General features: G+C 62.3%; 14 protein-coding genes. 5 read left to right on the top strand and 9 right to left on the bottom strand.

Annotation, left to right across the window (positions count from 1 at the left end):
* Position 1 precedes the first annotated feature (1 nt).
* The 5 genes from AB3G88_RS06835 (at position 2) to AB3G88_RS06815 (ending at position 8,942) form a co-directional block, all read left to right on the top strand.
* Positions 2–3,163 carry an efflux RND transporter permease subunit gene (locus AB3G88_RS06835; protein ID WP_112193956.1) on the top strand — a complete coding sequence of 1,054 codons (3,162 nt, stop codon included), beginning with the start codon at positions 2–4 and terminating at the stop codon, positions 3,161–3,163.
* A complete protein-coding gene (gene adeC, locus AB3G88_RS06830; RefSeq protein ID WP_099587562.1) occupies positions 3,160–4,617 on the top strand; it encodes an AdeC/AdeK/OprM family multidrug efflux complex outer membrane factor in 1,458 nt (485 codons plus the stop codon). The genes AB3G88_RS06835 and adeC overlap by 4 nt, the downstream gene beginning before the upstream one ends.
* Before the next feature lie 168 nt (positions 4,618–4,785).
* The gene (locus AB3G88_RS06825; protein WP_480453515.1) at positions 4,786–6,483 is read left to right on the top strand and encodes a molecular chaperone HscC; all 1,698 of its coding nucleotides are present in this window, start codon (positions 4,786–4,788) and stop codon (positions 6,481–6,483) included.
* 224 nt (positions 6,484–6,707) lie between these two features.
* On the top strand, positions 6,708–7,958 hold the full coding sequence (locus tag AB3G88_RS06820; RefSeq protein ID WP_112193954.1) for an OprD family porin: 1,251 nt from the start codon (positions 6,708–6,710) through the stop codon (positions 7,956–7,958).
* An 84-nt stretch (positions 7,959–8,042) separates the two neighbouring features.
* Positions 8,043–8,942 carry a polysaccharide deacetylase family protein gene (locus AB3G88_RS06815; RefSeq protein ID WP_480453514.1) on the top strand — a complete coding sequence of 300 codons (900 nt, stop codon included), beginning with the start codon at positions 8,043–8,045 and terminating at the stop codon, positions 8,940–8,942.
* A 65-nt stretch (positions 8,943–9,007) separates the two neighbouring features.
* Here the strand turns inward: AB3G88_RS06815 and pcaC are convergent, their stop codons facing one another.
* From pcaC to AB3G88_RS06770, 9 genes are all read right to left on the bottom strand, one after another.
* Positions 9,008–9,406 carry a 4-carboxymuconolactone decarboxylase gene (gene pcaC, locus AB3G88_RS06810; protein WP_112193950.1) on the bottom strand — a complete coding sequence of 133 codons (399 nt, stop codon included), beginning with the start codon at positions 9,404–9,406 and terminating at the stop codon, positions 9,008–9,010.
* Positions 9,407–9,416: 10 nt separating this feature from the next.
* Complete coding sequence (gene pcaD, locus AB3G88_RS06805; RefSeq protein ID WP_480453513.1) at positions 9,417–10,208, bottom strand: 3-oxoadipate enol-lactonase; 792 nt, start codon at positions 10,206–10,208, stop codon at positions 9,417–9,419.
* Between the two features lie 10 nt (positions 10,209–10,218).
* Positions 10,219–11,583 (bottom strand): 3-carboxy-cis,cis-muconate cycloisomerase, encoded by a 1,365-nt coding sequence (locus AB3G88_RS06800; RefSeq protein ID WP_480453512.1) that lies wholly within the window; start codon positions 11,581–11,583, stop codon positions 10,219–10,221.
* 10 nt (positions 11,584–11,593) lie between these two features.
* On the bottom strand, positions 11,594–12,889 hold the full coding sequence (locus AB3G88_RS06795) for an MFS family transporter (RefSeq protein WP_012722673.1): 1,296 nt from the start codon (positions 12,887–12,889) through the stop codon (positions 11,594–11,596).
* Between the two features lie 200 nt (positions 12,890–13,089).
* Complete coding sequence (gene pcaG, locus AB3G88_RS06790; RefSeq protein ID WP_099583289.1) at positions 13,090–13,656, bottom strand: protocatechuate 3,4-dioxygenase subunit alpha; 567 nt, start codon at positions 13,654–13,656, stop codon at positions 13,090–13,092.
* Between the two features lies 1 nt (position 13,657).
* The gene (pcaH, locus tag AB3G88_RS06785) at positions 13,658–14,362 is read right to left on the bottom strand and encodes a protocatechuate 3,4-dioxygenase subunit beta (RefSeq protein ID WP_099583290.1); all 705 of its coding nucleotides are present in this window, start codon (positions 14,360–14,362) and stop codon (positions 13,658–13,660) included.
* 17 nt (positions 14,363–14,379) lie between these two features.
* On the bottom strand, positions 14,380–15,582 hold the full coding sequence (pcaF, locus tag AB3G88_RS06780) for a 3-oxoadipyl-CoA thiolase (RefSeq protein ID WP_191947767.1): 1,203 nt from the start codon (positions 15,580–15,582) through the stop codon (positions 14,380–14,382).
* Entirely contained in the window at positions 15,579–16,358 is a 780-nt protein-coding gene (locus tag AB3G88_RS06775) for a CoA-transferase subunit beta (RefSeq protein WP_480453511.1), read from the bottom strand. Before AB3G88_RS06775 ends, pcaF begins: the two co-directional genes overlap by 4 nt.
* The gene (locus tag AB3G88_RS06770; RefSeq protein ID WP_099583293.1) at positions 16,358–17,215 is read right to left on the bottom strand and encodes a CoA transferase subunit A; all 858 of its coding nucleotides are present in this window, start codon (positions 17,213–17,215) and stop codon (positions 16,358–16,360) included. Before AB3G88_RS06770 ends, AB3G88_RS06775 begins: the two co-directional genes overlap by 1 nt.
* Positions 17,216–17,273 lie beyond the last annotated feature (58 nt).

Raw genomic sequence — 17,273 nt, 5'->3', positions numbered from 1 at the left:
CATGTCGAAATTTTTTATCGACCGTCCCATTTTCGCCTGGGTAATTGCCCTGGTGATCATGCTGGTCGGGGCACTGTCGATCCTGAAGTTGCCCATCAACCAATACCCGGCCATCGCGCCAACCGCCATCGACATCCAGGTGACCTACCCAGGCGCGTCCGCACAAACCGTGCAGGACACCGTGGTGCAGGTCATCGAGCAACAGCTCAACGGTATCGACAACCTGCGTTATGTCGCCTCGGACAGTAACTCCGACGGCAGCATGACCATCACCGCGACGTTCAACCAGGGTACCAACCCGGACATCGCCCAGGTCCAGGTGCAGAACAAGCTGAACCTGGCGACCCCGCTGCTGCCGCAAGAAGTGCAGCAACAGGGTATCCGTGTGACCAAGTCGGTGAAGAACTTCCTGATGGTGATCGGTCTGGTGTCGGAAGACGGCAGCATGACCAAGGACGACCTTTCCAACTACATCGTGTCCAACATCCAGGACCCGATCTCGCGTACTGCGGGTGTCGGTGACTTCCAGGTGTTCGGTTCGCAGTACGCCATGCGTATCTGGCTGGACCCGGGCAAGCTGAACAACTACCAGTTGACCCCGGTCGACGTCAGCACCGCCATCTCGGCACAGAACGTACAGGTGGCCACCGGTCAACTGGGCGGCCTGCCTGCCCTGCCCGGCACCCAACTGAACGCGACCATCATCGGCAAGACCCGCCTGCAAACCGCAGAAGAGTTCGGCAAGATCCTGATGAAGGTCAACGCCGATGGCTCGCAGGTGCGTCTGCGTGACATCGCGCGTATCGAACTGGGCGGCCAGAACTACAGCATCAGTGCACAGTTCAACGGCAAGCCGGCTTCCGGCATGGCGATCAAGCTGGCCTCGGGCGCCAACGCCCTGGACACCGCCAAGGCCATCCGTGCGACCGTGGCATCCCTGGAGCCGTTCTTCCCGCCAGGCATGAAGGCGGTGGTGCCGTATGACACCACCCCTGTGGTGACCGAATCGATCTCCGGCGTGGTGCACACCCTGGTCGAAGCGATCGTGCTGGTGTTCTTGGTGATGTTCCTGTTCCTGCAGAACTTCCGCGCCACCATCATCACCACCATGACCGTACCGGTGGTATTGCTGGGCACCTTCGGGATCCTGGCGGCGTTCGGTTTCACCATCAACACCTTGACCATGTTCGGCATGATCCTCGCCATCGGCTTGCTGGTGGACGATGCCATCGTCGTGGTGGAAAACGTCGAGCGGGTCATGGCCGAGGAACACCTGTCGCCGAAAGAGGCGACGGTCAAGTCCATGGGCCAGATCCAGGGCGCCCTGGTGGGTATTGCCCTGGTGCTGTCGGCGGTACTGTTGCCGATGGCGTTCTTCGGTGGTTCCACCGGTGTGATCTACAAACAGTTCTCCATCACCATCGTTTCGGCCATGGCGTTGTCGGTACTGGTTGCCCTGATCTTCACCCCGGCGCTCTGCGCCACCATGCTCAAACCCATCGATCCCGAGAAACACGGCCAACCCAAGCGTGGTTTCTTCGGCTGGTTCAACCGCACCTTCGACCGTGGCGTCATCAGCTACGAGCGCGGCGTGGGCAACATGATCAAGCACAAATTCCCTGCGTTCTTTGTGTACCTGATCATCGTCGTCGGCATGATCTGGTTGTTCACCCGCATTCCAAGCGCGTTCCTGCCCGAGGAAGACCAGGGTGTGATCTTTGCCCAGGTGCAGACGCCGGTCGGTTCGTCGGCTGAACGTACGCAAAAAGTCATCGACGACATGCGTGCCTTCCTGCTCAACGACAAAGAAGGCGAGCCAGGCGAAGGCAAGGCTGTGAAATCGGTGTTTACCGTCAACGGCTTCAACTTCGCCGGCCGTGGCCAGAGCTCGGGCCTTGCGTTCGTGATGCTCAAGCCATGGGATGAGCGCGACGCTTCGCAGTCGGTATTCGAAGTGGCCAAGCGTGCCCAGGGTTACTTCTTCGGGGCATTCAAGGACGCCATGGTCTTCGCCATCGTGCCGCCTTCGGTTCTGGAATTGGGTAACGCCACCGGTTTCGACGTGTTCCTGCAAGACCAGGGCGGTGTCGGCCACGAGAAGCTGATGGAGGCGCGTAACCAGTTCCTCGGCATGGCGGCCCAGAGCAAGATCCTGGCCGGTGTACGCCCCAACGGCGTGAACGATGAGCCGCAGTACGAGCTCACCGTCGACGACGAGAAGGCCAGTGCCCAAGGCATTACGCTGTCGAGCATCAACCAGACCCTGGCGATTGCCCTGGGTGGCAGCTACGTCAACGACTTCATCGACCGTGGTCGCGTGAAGAAGGTGTACGTGCAGGGTGAGGCCGCTGGCCGTATGTCCCCTGAAGACCTGAACAAGTGGTTCGTGCGCAGCGACTCCGGGAAGATGGTGCCGTTGTCGGCTATCTCGTCGGGCAAGTGGATCTACGGTTCGCCGAAGCTCTCGCGCTACAACGGTGTAGCGGCGATGGAAATCCTCGGTACCCCGGCTCCGGGCTACAGCACCGGTGATGCCATGGCTGAAGTCGAACGCATCGCCAAGCAACTGCCGGCGGGCGTGGGCTATGCCTGGACGGGCCTGTCGTACGAAGAACGTCTGTCCGGCTCCCAGGCACCTGCGTTGTACGCCTTGTCGCTGCTGGTGGTGTTCCTGTGCCTCGCGGCCCTGTACGAAAGCTGGTCGATCCCGATTGCAGTTGTCCTCGTGGTGCCGTTGGGTGTGGTGGGTGCGTTGATCGCCACCAGCATGCGCGGCTTGTCCAACGACGTGTTCTTCCAGGTGGGCTTGCTGGTGACGGTGGGCCTGGCGGCGAAAAACGCCATCCTGATCGTCGAGTTCGCCAAAGAGCTGCATGAACAAGGCAAGGGCATTGTCGAGTCGGCCATCGAAGCCTCCCGCATGCGTCTGCGCCCGATCATCATGACCTCCATGGCGTTCGTCCTCGGCGTACTGCCGCTGGCGATCTCCTCGGGCGCCGGTTCAGGCAGCCAGCACGCCATCGGTACCGGCGTGATTGGCGGTATGATCACGGCCACTGTCCTGGCGATCTTCTGGGTGCCACTGTTCTTTGCAACCGTGTCCGCCGCGGGTGAGCGTAAAAAGACTGAACCTAAGCAAACTCCTAAAGAGGCTGGCCAATGAGCAAGTCGCTACTTTCCCTAGCCGTCACCGCCTTCGTGCTCAGTGGCTGCTCGCTGATACCTGACTACCAGCGCCCCGAAGCGCCGGTGGCGGCACAGTTCCCGCAGGGGCCGGCGTATTCGCCAGCCCAGGCGCCGAACCAGGCGGCTGCCGAGCAAGGCTGGAGGCAGTTTTTCCATGACCCGGCCCTGCAACAGCTGATCAAGACCGCGCTGGAAAACAACCGTGACCTGCGCGTTGCGGCGCTGAACATCGATGCCTATGCCGCGCAGTACCAGATCCAGCGCGCCGACCTGTTCCCGGCCGTCTCGGCCACGGGCAGCGGCAGCCGTTCGCGTACACCGGCCAAGCTGTCGCAGACCGGTGAGGCGACCATCGCCAGCCAGTACTCGGCAGGCTTGGGGATCAGCTCCTACGAGCTGGACCTGTTCGGGCGTGTCCGCAGCCTGAGTGAAGAAGCGCTGCAGAAATACTTCGCTACCGAAGAAGCGCGCCGCAGCACCCAGATCAGCCTGGTAGCCAGTGTGGCCAACGCCTACCTGACCTGGCAGGCCGACAAGGAGCTGCTCAAGCTCACCCAGGACACCCTGGGCGCGTTCGAGCAGAGCTTCAAACTGACCTCGCGCAGCAACGAAGTCGGCGTGGCCTCGGCACTTGACCTGAGTCAGGCGCGCACCTCGGTGGAAAACGCCCGCGTGCAACTGGCGCGTTACACCCGCCAGGTGGCCCAGGACGAAAACAACCTGACCCTGCTGCTGGGCACCGGCCTGCCGGCGAATATCGCCAGCCAGCCGCTGTCGGATGACCTGCTCAGCGACGTGCCGGCCGGGCTGCCATCGGACCTGCTGCAACGTCGTCCTGACATCGTGCAGGCCGAGTACAACCTCAAGGCGGCCAACGCCAACATCGGCGCGGCCCGTGCCGCGTTCTTCCCGAGCATCACCCTGACGGCCAGTGCTGGCACCGCCAGCCCAACCTTGGGCGGCCTGTTCAAAGGCGGTTCGGGCACCTGGTCGTTTGCACCGCAGATCAACATCCCGATCTTCAACGCCGGTAGCCTGCGCGCCAGCCTGGACTACTCGAAGATCCAGAAAGAGATCAACGTGGCGAACTACGAGAAGGCCATCCAGACCGGCTTCCAGGAAGTCTCCGACGGCCTCGCCGCACGTGAGACCTACAAGCAGCAACTGGACGCCCAGCGCGGTTTCGTCGAGGCCAACCAGGATTACTACCGCCTGGCTGAGCGTCGCTACCGTATTGGTGTCGACAGCAACCTGACCTTCCTCGACGCCCAGCGCCAGCTGTTCAGTGCCCAGCAATCGCTGATCACCGACCGCCTGGCGCAGTTGACCAGCGAGGTCACCCTGTACAAGGCCCTCGGCGGTGGCTGGAACGAGCAGACGGCAAAGAATGAGCCGTTGAAAGAAGAAGCGCCGGCGTTGAAGTTGTTCTGATCACGCTGCAGTAAAGAAAAAACCGCCGCCCTTACAGGAGGCGGTTTTTTTATGTCCATAGTGGTGAGCGGGCTCACCACAAAACACCCTGTCGCCTTGCTTTCGCTTCAACCTTTCAGGGTAAAATTGGTCACAGATTCTTACAGACCACAGAGGGAGCTTGTCGTAATGATCGTAGGAATCGACCTGGGAACCACCAACAGCCTCGCCGCCGTCTGGCGCGGCGACGCCGCCGAACTGGTGCCCAATGCCCTTGGCCAGTTGCTGACCCCAAGCGTGGTCGGGCTGGATGATCAAGGCCGTATCCTGGTCGGCCAGGCCGCCAAAGAGCGCCTGCACACCCACCCGCACCTGACCACGTCGCTGTTCAAGCGCTACATGGGCAGCGCCACTGAGGTGCGCCTGGGTGATCGCTCGTTCCGCCCCGAAGAACTCTCGGCGCTGGTGCTCAAGAGCCTCAAGGAAGACATCGAGCGCACCTACGGCCATACCGTCACTGAAGCCGTGATCAGCGTGCCGGCGTACTTCAGCGACGGCCAACGCAAAGCCACGCGCATCGCCGGCGAACTGGCGGGGCTCAACGTTGAAAAACTGATCAACGAACCCACCGCCGCCGCCCTCGCCTACGGCCTGCATCAGCGCGACAAAGAAACCTCGTTCCTGGTCTTCGACCTCGGCGGCGGCACCTTTGACGTGTCGATCATCGAGCTGTTCGACGGGGTGATGGAAGTGCGCGCCAGCGCCGGCGACAACTTCCTCGGTGGCGAAGACTTCGACACCTTGCTGCTGGAACACTTCGTCGAGAGCCAGCGCAACACCGCCGGTTTTCCGCCCACCAACAGTGTGCTGCAAGCCCTGCGCCGCGAAGCCGAGCGCGTGCGCAAGGCCCTCGGCCAGGACGACAGCGCCGAGTTCGCCCTGCGGGTCGATGGCCAGCAATGGGCGCAGACCATCACTCAACAGGAAATGGCCAAGCTCTACACGCCACTGCTGGAACGCCTGCGCGCCCCGATTGAACGCGCCCTGCGCGATGCGCGGATTCGCGTCAGCGACCTCGATGAAATCCTGCTGGTGGGCGGCACCACACGCATGCCGCTGGTGCGCAAACTCGCCGCCGGGTTGTTCGGGCGCTTTCCGTCCATCAGCCTTGACCCCGACCAGGTGGTCGCCCACGGCGCGGCGATCCAGGCGGCGCTCAAAGCCCGTTCCGCCGCGCTTGAAGAAGTGGTGCTGACCGACGTGTGCCCCTACACCCTGGGCATCGAAACCTCGAACCAATACGGCGGCCATATCGAAAGCGGCCATTACCTGCCGTTGATCGAACGCAACAGCAGCGTGCCGGTGAGTCGGGTAAAAAGCGTAGTGACACTGCACGACAACCAGAGCCAGGTGCTGCTGAAAATCTACCAAGGCGAAAGCCGCCTGGTGAAAGACAACATCGAACTGGGCCAACTGGACATCGCGGTGCCCAAGCGCAAGGCCGGTGAAGTCTCGCTGGATGTGCGCTTCACCTACGACAACAACGGTCTGCTGGAAGCCCAGGTGAGCATCCCGCTGACCGGCGAGCAGCACTCCCTGGTGATCGAGAACAACCCCGGCGTGCTCAGCCCGCAAGAGATTCAGCAACGCCTGCAAGCGCTGGCGCAGTTGAAGGTTCACCCACGCGATCAGCAGGTCAACACGGTGCTGACTGCGCGCCTCGAACGGCTCTATCAGGAAAACCTCGGCGAGCTGCGCGAGCAGCTCGGCCACTGGGCCGCGCAGTTCCAGCAGATCCTCGACACCCAGGACGAACGCCGCATCCGTGAAGCCCGCAGTGAACTGACCCGGCAACTTGAGCAACTCGACAATGGATCGTGGCGCTGAGGGAAAGGCGCTGTAGTCATTCACTGGCGTCATAAATGCCGTCCATGATTGTCAATTTCATGGACGGCCTGTGTGCTCACACGGGCAATCTATCCCAAGCGTTTATCCGCTCAAAGTCGTTCGATCACCGCCCAAAACCCGCCCGCCCCCACTTTCATCGCCCCCGTACCGCCCCGCACCATGGCCGCCACCTGCATAACCCCAATAACAACAGGTCCAACGCCATGAGCACGTTCCGTCCCTGCCAGCTCTTGCTGGCCACCGCTGTCGCCAGCCTGGCAATTCCCGTCGTCGCCGAAGAGCACGGCTTCCTGGAAGACGCCAGCGCCAACCTCAACTTGCGCAATTTCTTTATCAACCGCAATTTCACCAACCCGACCAAGACCCAGGGCGGCGCGCAGGAGTGGACGCAGAGTTTCATTCTTGACGCCAAGTCCGGCTTTACCCAGGGCACAGTTGGGTTCGGTGTGGATGTGCTGGGGCTGTATTCGTTGAAGCTCGATGGCGGGCGCGGCACCGGTGGCACACAGCTGTTGCCGCTGGATCGCGACGGCCGGCCGGCGGATGAGTTCGGGCGCCTCGGAGTGGCGTTCAAGGCCCGTATTTCGAAGACCGAAGTCAAGGTCGGCGAGTGGATGCCGGTGCTGCCGATCCTGCGCTCGGACGACGGCCGTTCCCTGCCGCAAACCCTGCGCGGCGGGCAGATCACGTCCAGGGAAATCGACGGACTGACCCTCTACGGCGGCCAATTCCGCGCCAACAGCCCGCGTGACGACAGCAGCATGACCGACCTGTCGATGACCGGCAAAGCCGCCTTCACCTCTGACCGCTTCAACTTCCAGGGCGGCGAATATACGTTCAACGACAAACGCACCCAGGTCGGCCTGTGGAATGCCCAGCTCAAGGACATCTACAGCCAACAATACGTCAACCTGACCCACAGCCAGCCCCTCGGTGACTGGACCCTGGGCGCCAACCTCGGGTTCTTCTACGGCAAGGACGACGGCAGTGCCCGCGCTGGCGAGTTGGACAACAAGACCTGGTCCGGCCTGTTCTCTGCCAAGTACGGCGGCAACACCTTCTATGTCGGCCTGCAAAAACTCACCGGCAACAACGCCTGGATGCGCGTCAACGGCACCAGCGGCGGCACCCTGGCCAACGACAGCTATAACTCCAGCTACGACAACGCCCAGGAAAGATCCTGGCAACTGCGCCACGACTACAACTTCGCCGCCCTCGGTGTGCCGGGCCTGACCTTGATGAACCGCTATATCAGCGGCAGCAACGTGCACACCGGCACCATCACCGATGGCAAGGAATGGGGTCGCGAAAGCGAATTGGGCTACACCGTGCAAAGCGGCAGCCTGAAAAACCTGACGATGCGCTGGCGCAACTCCAGCATGCGCCGCGACTACAGCAACAACGAGTTTGACGAAAACCGGTTGATCGTCAGTTACCCGATAAGTCTGCTGTAATCCAGCGTCGCACTTGCTGTATGGTGCGCGCCTGCCGCTGCTGATCCGCCCAGCAGCGGCCTCTTTTTCGAGCCCGCATACACCATGAAATCCTTCGCCATCGCATCGGCCGTGCTGGCCCTGGCCGTGAGCCTCAGTGGCTGCATCGGCGCGCCCGTCGCCCTGACGCCCCAGACTGAGCAGCGCCTGCAAAGCCAGGCACCGATCCGTTTCCTGCTGACCTTCGATGACGGTCCCAGTGCCTCCGGCTACAACAACCCGAGCCGTTCGGTGGTGGCCGACCTGGCGCACAACCCGGTGTTGCCGGGGATCAAGGCGGTGTTCTTTTTGCAGACCGAGGCGGCCCGTTCCGGCGGCAGTTCACGGGGTCGCAAGACCATGGAACGTGAGTACGCGGGCGGGCATATCCTGGCCTTCCACACAGCCACGGCGTTTCATACCAACCATCGCTGGCTGAACAACGCCGAACTGGAAAGCACCCTCGCCCAGGGTTCTGCCGATATCGCCGCGATCACCGGCGCGCCACCGGTGCTGGTGCGCCCGCCGTTCTGGAACTACGACCGCCGCACCTTCGCCGCCTACCAGCGCCATGGCCTGCACGTGCTGCTGACGGACTTGAGCGCCAATGACGGCAAGATCTGGGGCTTCAACGGCAGCCCACGCCGCCGCGCCAACCTGTATCGGCAACTGTCGGTGGTGCGCGAGCGCATTGCATTGGGCGAGTTGCCAACGGTAGATGGGGTGATACCGGTGGTGGTGACCTTCCACGACATCAACCGCTACACCGCGCGGCATATGCAGGAATATCTGCAGATCCTGCTGGACAGTGCCCAGGTCACCGGCATGACGACCGCCGCCGAGCCGTTCTATACCGACCATGATGCACTGCAGCGTGCGGCGCTGGCGCGGACGGTCAAGGATGTGAGTGAAGCCGTGCACCTGCCGGGGGTATGGAACTGGGTGTGGGATGCTGATTCCCACTGAAACTTGAAGCCTTGTGAAATCAAACAGGTGGGAGTCCCCTCCCACATTTTGAGCGCAGTTCAAATCTAGTCGGGTTGGCGGGACTCAACGCCCAGCTCATCCCACACGGATTCAGCCAGGTGGAAGGTGGCATTCGCCGCCGGGATCCCGCAGTAGATCGCGCTCTGCATCAGCACTTCCTTGATCTCGGCACGGGTCACGCCATTGCTGGCAGCGGCGCGCAGGTGCAGCTTGAGCTCTTCGGCGCGGTTCATGCCGATCAGCATGGCAATGGTGATCAGGCTGCGGGTGTGCCGAGGCAGGCCCGGGCGGGTCCAGATGTCACCCCAGGCGTGGCGGGTGATCATTTCCTGGAATTCGCTATTGAACTCGGTCAGGGCATTGAGGCTACGGTCGACATGCGCGTCGCCCAGCACGTCGCGGCGTACTTGCAGCCCCTCGGCGTAACGTTGTTTCTCTTCCACAAAAAGCTCCTCAACGGGCCAGCAAAAATTCAATTACACGGTCGCTGAATGCAGCACCGGCCTGAACGTTGGACAGGTGCGCCGCATAGAACTCAGCGTACTCGGCACCCCTCACATGGGTCTGAATATAGCGGCCACCCTCTGGCGGTGTGACGGCATCTTCGGTGCCGGCAATCACCAGGGTCGGCACTTTGATCGTGCGCAGTTGCTCACGGAAATCCGCATCCCGCACGGCGCCGCAGTTGGCCGCATAACCCTCGGGCGAAGTGGACGCGAGCATGTCGGTGATCTGCTTGGCCTGGTGCGGGTTGGCCGCTGCGAAGTCAGCGGTGAACCAGCGCGCAATGGAGGCATCACGCAAGGCCACCATCGCCGCTGCACCGTCGCGCAACACCATCTCGATGCGCGGGTTCCAGATCTCCGGCGTGCCGATCTTGGCCGCGGTGTTGCACACCACCAGGCTCTGCAAACGCTCGCCGGCGTTGATGCCCAGCCATTGGCCAATCAGGCCGCCCATGGACAGGCCGCAAAAATGCGCGCGTTGAATATCCAGTGCGTCCAACAGCTCCAGCACATCACGGCCGAGCTGTTCGATGCTGTAGGGGCCCTCGGTAACCAGGGATTTGCCATGGCCACGGGTATCGAAACGCAACACGCGAAAATGCTGGGTGAAGGCCGGAATCTGGATGTCCCACATATGCAGGTCAGTGCCCAACGAGTTGGACAGCACCAATACTGGCGCGTCCACGGGGCCATCGAGTTGGTAATGCAGGTCGCCCTCGGCGAGTTGTGCAAATGGCATGGCGGCCTCCTCAGGCAGTCAGTTCAAAATGTTCGGTGACAGCACGGGTGACCCAAGTGTGCGCCTGGCCCAAATAGTGGGCCGGGTCGAGCAGGCGGTCGAGTTCGGGTGCAGACAGCTCGGCGCTGACCTGCGGTTCGTCGGCCAATACGGCGCGTAGATGGCGCCCTTCAGCGACTGCTCGCTTGCAGCACTGCTCCAGCAAATGGTGCGCGGTTTCGCGGCCAAGGCGCTGGGCAAGCACGATGCTGACAGCTTCGGCCAGGACCAGGCCCTGGGTCAGATCGAGGTTCTGCTTCATGCGCTCGGGGTCGACTTCCAACCCCTCGCTCACCTGCAGCGCCTGTTGCAAGGCACCGGAGACCAACCGGCAGATCTCCGGCAAGGTTTCCCATTCGGCATGCCACAAGCCCAGGCTGCGCTCATGCTCCTGGGGCATCGCGCTGAACATCGTCGCGACCAACCCAGGCACGCGGGTGGCCGTACTGATCAGCACCGCAGCGCCGACTGGATTGCGTTTGTGCGGCATAGTCGACGAGCCACCCTTGCCCGGCGCCGCCGGTTCGAACACTTCCGCCGCTTCGGTCTGCATCAACAGGCTGATGTCGCGGCCCAGCTTGCCGAGGCTGCCGGCGATCAACCCCAGCACGCTGGCGAACTCCACCAGGCGATCACGCTGAGTGTGCCAGGGCTGTTCGGGCAAGCTCAGTTGCAGCTCAGCCGCCAACGCCTCGGCCACCGGCATCGCCTGCTCGCCGAGTGCGGCCAGGGTGCCGGAGGCGCCGCCGAATTGCAGCACCAACAGGCGCGGTTTCAGCTCGGTAAGACGTTGACGACTGCGCGTCACGGCGCCCAGCCAACCGGCGATTTTCATGCCCAACGTCACGGGCGTTGCGTGCTGCAGCCAGGTACGCCCGGCCATCGGTGTGGTCGCATAACGCTGGGCCTGGGCGGCGAGTACATCCCCCAAGCGAGCAAGGTCGGTTTCGATCAACACCAGTGCACGCCGCAATTGCAGCACCAGCCCGGTGTCCATCACATCCTGGCTGGTCGCGCCCAGATGCACGTAGCGTTCGGCCCCGGCATCTTCGCTGGCGATCAACTTACCCAGCGCCTTGACCAACGGAATCGCCGAATTGCCCGCGGTGGCAATCGCCACGCCAAGCGCGTCCACGTCGTACAACGACGCCAGGCATGCCTGGGCAATCGGTGCAACGGCGGCCTGGGGAATCAACCCGACCCGCGCCTCGGCGCGGGCCAAACCTGCCTCAAAATCCAACATGCCCTGCAAGCGCCCCTGGTCGCAGAACACCTCGGCCATGCTGTCAGCCGTGAAGTAAGCGTCGAACAGCTGATTGCTGGTGCGCAGTGTCATAACGCGTTCCTTACAAATCGTGGTGCAAGTACTCCGCCTGTTTCGGCAGACGCAAGCTGAACAGGAAAGCCACGGCCATCATGCCGGTGACGTACCAATAAAAGGTGTTTTCCATGCCCATGGATTTCAGACCCAAGGCCACGTATTCCGCCGAGCCGCCGAAGATCGCATTGGCCACCGCATAGGCCAGGCCTACGCCCAAGGCACGCACATGGGGCGGGAACATTTCCGCTTTCACCAGGCCGCTGATCGAGGTGTAGAAGCTCACGATAGCCAACGCCAGGGAAATCAGCACAAACGCCAGGAACGGGCTGGTCACGGTTTTCAGGGTCAAAAGGATCGGCACGGTGCACAGGGTACCGAGGGCGCCAAACCAGAGCATCGAGTTGCGTCGACCGATCTTGTCCGAGAGCATGCCGAACAGCGGCTGCATGCACATGTACACGAACAGCGCGCCGGTCATGATGTAGCTGGCGGTCTTGGCGTGCATCCCGGCGGTGTTCACCAGGTACTTCTGCATGTAGGTGGTGAACGTGTAGAAAATCAGCGAGCCGCCGGCGGTGTAGCCGAGCACGGTGATAAACGCCGCTTTATGGTTGCGAAACAGCGCAGCGATGCTGCCGGCGTCCTTGTCCTGGCGCATTTCCTTGCTGGTGGTTTCCTTGAGGGTGCGACGCAGCAACAGCGAAATCACCGCCGCAATCGCGCCGATCACGAACGGAATCCGCCAGCCCCAGGCGCGCAATTCTTCTTCGGTGAGGATCTGTTGCAGGATCACCACCACCAACACCGCCAGCAGTTGCCCGCCGATCAGGGTGACGTATTGGAACGAGGCGAAGAAACCGCGCTGGCCCTTGAGGGCGACTTCACTCATATAGGTTGCGGTGGTGCCGTACTCGCCACCCACCGACAAACCCTGGAACAACCGCGCCACCAGCAGCAACGCTGGGGCCCAGGCGCCGATGTCTTTGTAGGTGGGCAGGAAGGCGATGACCAGCGAGCCGGCGCACATCATCAGCACCGAAATCATCATCGAATTTTTGCGACCGTGTTTATCGGCCACCCGGCCAAACAGCCAGCCGCCGATGGGGCGCATCAGGAACCCGGCGGCGAATACGCCGGCGGTGTTGAGCAGTTGGACCGTGGGGTCGTCCGAGGGGAAAAACGCCGGGGCGAAGTAAATGGCGCAGAAGGCGTAGACGTAGAAGTCGAACCATTCGACCAGGTTGCCGGAGGAGGCACCGACAATCGCAAAGATCCGTTTGCTGCGTTCTTCTCCGGTGTAGTGACTGGTGGTTGTTGTCATGATTTTTCACTCAGTGGGAACGGTTATAGCCTAGACATACTTTGCAACAACCATGTTCCGCAAGCAGACATTTGGATAATGGGTTGCCTGAACCGGCCCTATCGGGGGCAAGCCCCCTCCCACACTTAACCGAGTAAGGCTCAGACAACTCGATCAACTGTGGGAGGGGGCTTGCCCCCGAAGAGGCCCCCAAGCCTTACTCAATAATCAAAAAACACCGTCTCCTTATCCGTCCCCTGCAAAATCACATTCCACTGATACACACCCTGCTCATCCTGCCTGGCAATCAAGGTGCTACGCCGCTCGGCCGGCACACACGCCAGCAGCGCGTCATCGCCATTGAGCACCTCACCGTCAAAATAAATCCGCGTCAGCAAGTGCTTCACCAAGCCTCGCGCAAACACCAGCACCACCAAATGCGGTGCCTGGGTCGTGCCTTTCAGGCCCGGAACAGCCCCCGGCTTGATGGTGGTAAACCGGAAGCGCCCTTCGGCGTCCACCGGCACCCGGCCAAACCCTTCAAAGTTAGGGTCGACGGCCTTGTCCTGCTCATCTTCCGGATGGTCGTACTTGCCGGCGGCATTGGCCTGCCAGACTTCGAGCATGGCGTCGTTGACCACATCACCGTTGCCATCCACCACTTGCCCGCTGATCGCCACGCGCTCGCCAAGGGTGGCGGCGACGGTCAGGTCTTCGCGGTTCAGCCAGGTCAGGCCGATGTGGTAATACGGCCCGACGGTGTGGGACGTGGTTGCGTAAAGGCTCATCTCATTTCTCCATCGGCGTGGCGTCGCGGCCGCGCAGGACGATGTCCCAGCGGTAGCCGAGGGCATAGGAAGGAATGGTTTTTTCCAGGTCGAAGCTGGCGATCAAGCGCTGCTTGGCCGAAGTGTCCGGCACGCAGTTGTAGATCGGGTCGTATTCCAGCAACGGGTCGCCGGGGAAATACATCTGCGTGACCAACCGCGTCAGCACACTCGGGCCAAACAGCGAAAAGTGGATATGCGCCGGGCGCCATGCGTTGTGATGGTTGCCCCACGGGTAGGCGCCGGGCTTGATGGTCTGGAACTGGTACCAGCCATCGGCGTCGGTGACGGTGCGGCCGGTGCCGGTGAAATTCGGGTCCAGCGGCGCGTCGTGCACATCGCGCTTGTGGTTGTAGCGACCGGCGGCGTTGGCCTGCCAGATCTCCACGAGGATGCCCGGCACCGGCAAACCGTTTTCGTCCAGCACGCGGCCATGAATGATGATGCGCTCGCCCTGTGGCTCGCCTTCATGTTGCGCGGTGAGGTCGTTGTCCTTCTCGTTGATCCGCTCGGCACCGATGGTCGGACCGGTGATTTCCGACAAGGAATGGGGCAGGAACACCAGCGGCTGGGACGGCGAACGCAGGTTCGTCGACTGGTAGGCCGGGTGCAGGTAATCAGGTTGAGTGCCCGCTTGCGGGCGCCGGTAACCGGGCTTGTCACTCATGGAGCAGTCCTCTCTTATTAGATGCGTTCAATCGCCAGGGCCAAGCCTTGGCCGACGCCGACACACATGGTCGCCAGGCCTTTACGGCCACCGGTTTTTTCCAACTGATGCAGGGCTGTCAGGACCAACCGTGCACCGCTCATGCCCAGCGGATGCCCAAGGGCGATGGCGCCACCGTTCGGATTGACCTGGGGCGCGTCGTCGGCGATCCCCAATTCACGCAGCACCGCCAGGCCTTGGCTGGCGAAGGCTTCGTTGAGTTCGATCACGTCAAAATCGGTGACCGCCAACCCCAGGCGCTCCACCAGTTTGCGCACCGCCGGCACCGGGCCGATGCCCATCACACGCGGGGCGACACCGGCGCTGGCCATGCCCAACACGCGGGCACGGGCGGTGAGGCCGTGTTTCTTGACCGCTTCGGCGGACGCCAGGATCAGCGCGGCGGCGCCATCATTCACACCCGAAGCATTACCAGCGGTGACAGTTTTGTCAGGGCCGTTGACCGGCTTGAGCTTGGTCAGGGCTTCGAGGGTGGTGTCCCGTGGATGCTCATCGTGCGCCACCACGGTCTCGCCTTTTTTATGGGCGACCCGCACCGGCACGATTTCTTCGGCAAAGTAACCGGCAGCCTGGGCGGCTGCCGTGCGTTGCTGGCTGCGCAGGGCGAAGGCGTCCTGATCGGCGCGGGACACTTGGTAATCGTCGGCGACGTTATCGGCGGTCTGCGGCATTGCATCCACGCCGTATTGTTCCTTCATCAGCGGGTTGATAAAACGCCAGCCGATGGTGGTGTCTTCCAGCTTCATGTTGCGCGAAAACGCCGCGTCGGCCTTGCCCATCACGAACGGTGCACGGGACATCGACTCGACGCCGCCGGCAATCGTCAGCTCCATTTCGCCGCTGGCGATGGCGCGAAACGCGGTGCCGATGGCGTCCATGCCCGAGGCGCACAACCGGTTGAGGGTCACGCCGGGAATAGTCTCGGGCAGGCCCGCCAGCAACAGCGCCATGCGCGCAACGTTGCGGTTGTCTTCGCCGGCCTGGTTGGCGCAGCCGAGGAACACCTCGTCCACCGCACGCCAGTCCACCGACGGGTTGCGTTCCATCAGCGCCTTGATCGGCAGCGCCGCCAGGTCGTCGGCACGCACCGTGGCCAGGCCACCGCCAAACCGACCGATGGGCGTGCGGATGGCATCACAGATAAACACGTCGCGCATCAGGCTTCTCCGGGGGCTTGGCCATGGGCGGCGGCCGTGCGGGCTTCGAGGTCACGCAGGGCGGTCAGTTCGACGTCAGTCGGTTCGGCAGTGGTGCTGACCTGGTCGGCAAAGCGGATCGCCCAACCGGTAGCGGCCACCACTTGCTCGCGGGTGACGCCAGGGTGCAGCGCAGTGACCACAAATTCATGGGTGCCCTCTTCCGGCTCCATGATGCACAGGTCGGTAATGATGCCGACAGGACCGGCGCCCGGCAGGCCCAGGCGCTTGCGCGAATCGCCGCCCTCGCCGTGGCCGACAGAGGTGATGAAGTCCAGCTTGTCCACGAACGACCGGGACGACTGCTTGAGGATGATCAGCACGCTCTTGGCGGAACCGGCAATCTCCGGCGCGCCACCGGCACCTGGCAGGCGTACTTTGGGATGGTGATAGTCACCGACCACGGTGGTGTTGATGTTGCCGAAACGGTCGACCTGAGCCGCACCGAGAAAGCCGACGTCAATGCGCCCGCCTTGCAGCCAGTAGCGAAAAATCTCACCGGTTGGCACCACGGTGTCAGCCGTTTCCGCCAGTTCACCGTCACCGATGGACAACGGCAGTACCGAAGGCTTGGCGCCAATTGGGCCGGACTCATAGATCAACACCACGTCGGGCGACGAAGTCAGGCGCGCCAGGTTGGCTGCTTTCGAGGGCAGGCCGATGCCGACAAAGCACACCGAGCCGTTTTTGAGGCGGCGCGCGGCGGCGACGGTCATCATTTCATTGGTCGAGTAAGCCATTACTTGGCCTCCTGCGCGGTAGCCAGTTTGGCCTGGAATTCACTGAAGTCGGCAGTGCCGTGGATGTATTCGTCAATCCAGGCGGTAAACGTCCCACGGTCGCGGGCAATCGGGTCCCACGCCTGGTAGAAGCGATTGTCGCGCTCGTTGTAACCGTGGGCGTAGGAAGGATGCGCGCCGCCGGGTACGTGGCAGACAGCAGTCAGGGCCCAGGTCGGCAATACGCAGCTGTTCATCGGTGCATTCAGGTCGTCAACAATTTCCTCGACGGTGACGATGCAACGCTTGGCCGCCAGGGCCGCTTCCTTCTGCACACCGAGAATGCCCCAGAGCAACACGTTGCCCTTGCGGTCGGCCTTCTGGGCGTGAATCACGGTGATGTCCGGGCGTACCGACGGCACCGCCGCCAGCACTTCGCCGGTAAACGGGCAAGTCACACTTTTGATCAGCGGGTTGACCTTGGGCAGGTCGGAACCGGCGTAGGCACGCAGCACCGCAAACGGCAGGCCCGAGGCACCAGCGACGTAGGCATTCGCCAGGTCGGCATGGCTGTGTTCTTCGATCTCCAGCGGCTGCGGCCAGTGTTTCTCGACCGCGTCACGCAGGCGATGCAGGGAACCCACGCCAGGGTTGCCGCCCCAGGAGAAAATCAGCTTGCGTGCACAGCCGGCGCCGATCAACTGGTCGTAGATCAGGTCAGGCGTCATCCGTACCAGCGTCAGGTCTTTCTTGCCCTGACGAATGATTTCATGGCCTGCGGCGGTAGGGATCAGGTGGGTAAAGCCTTCGAGGGCGACGGTATCGCCGTCGTTCACGAAACGCTTGACCGCATCACGCAGGGTGAGAATGTCAGCCATGGGGTTGGGCTCCCGGGGTTATCGAAAAAGGCGCTGAGGTGGCGCCGAAGTGCTTGAA

The organism is Pseudomonas arvensis, assembly GCF_056688935.1.
This window is presented reverse-complemented; position numbering and strand designations above follow the sequence as displayed.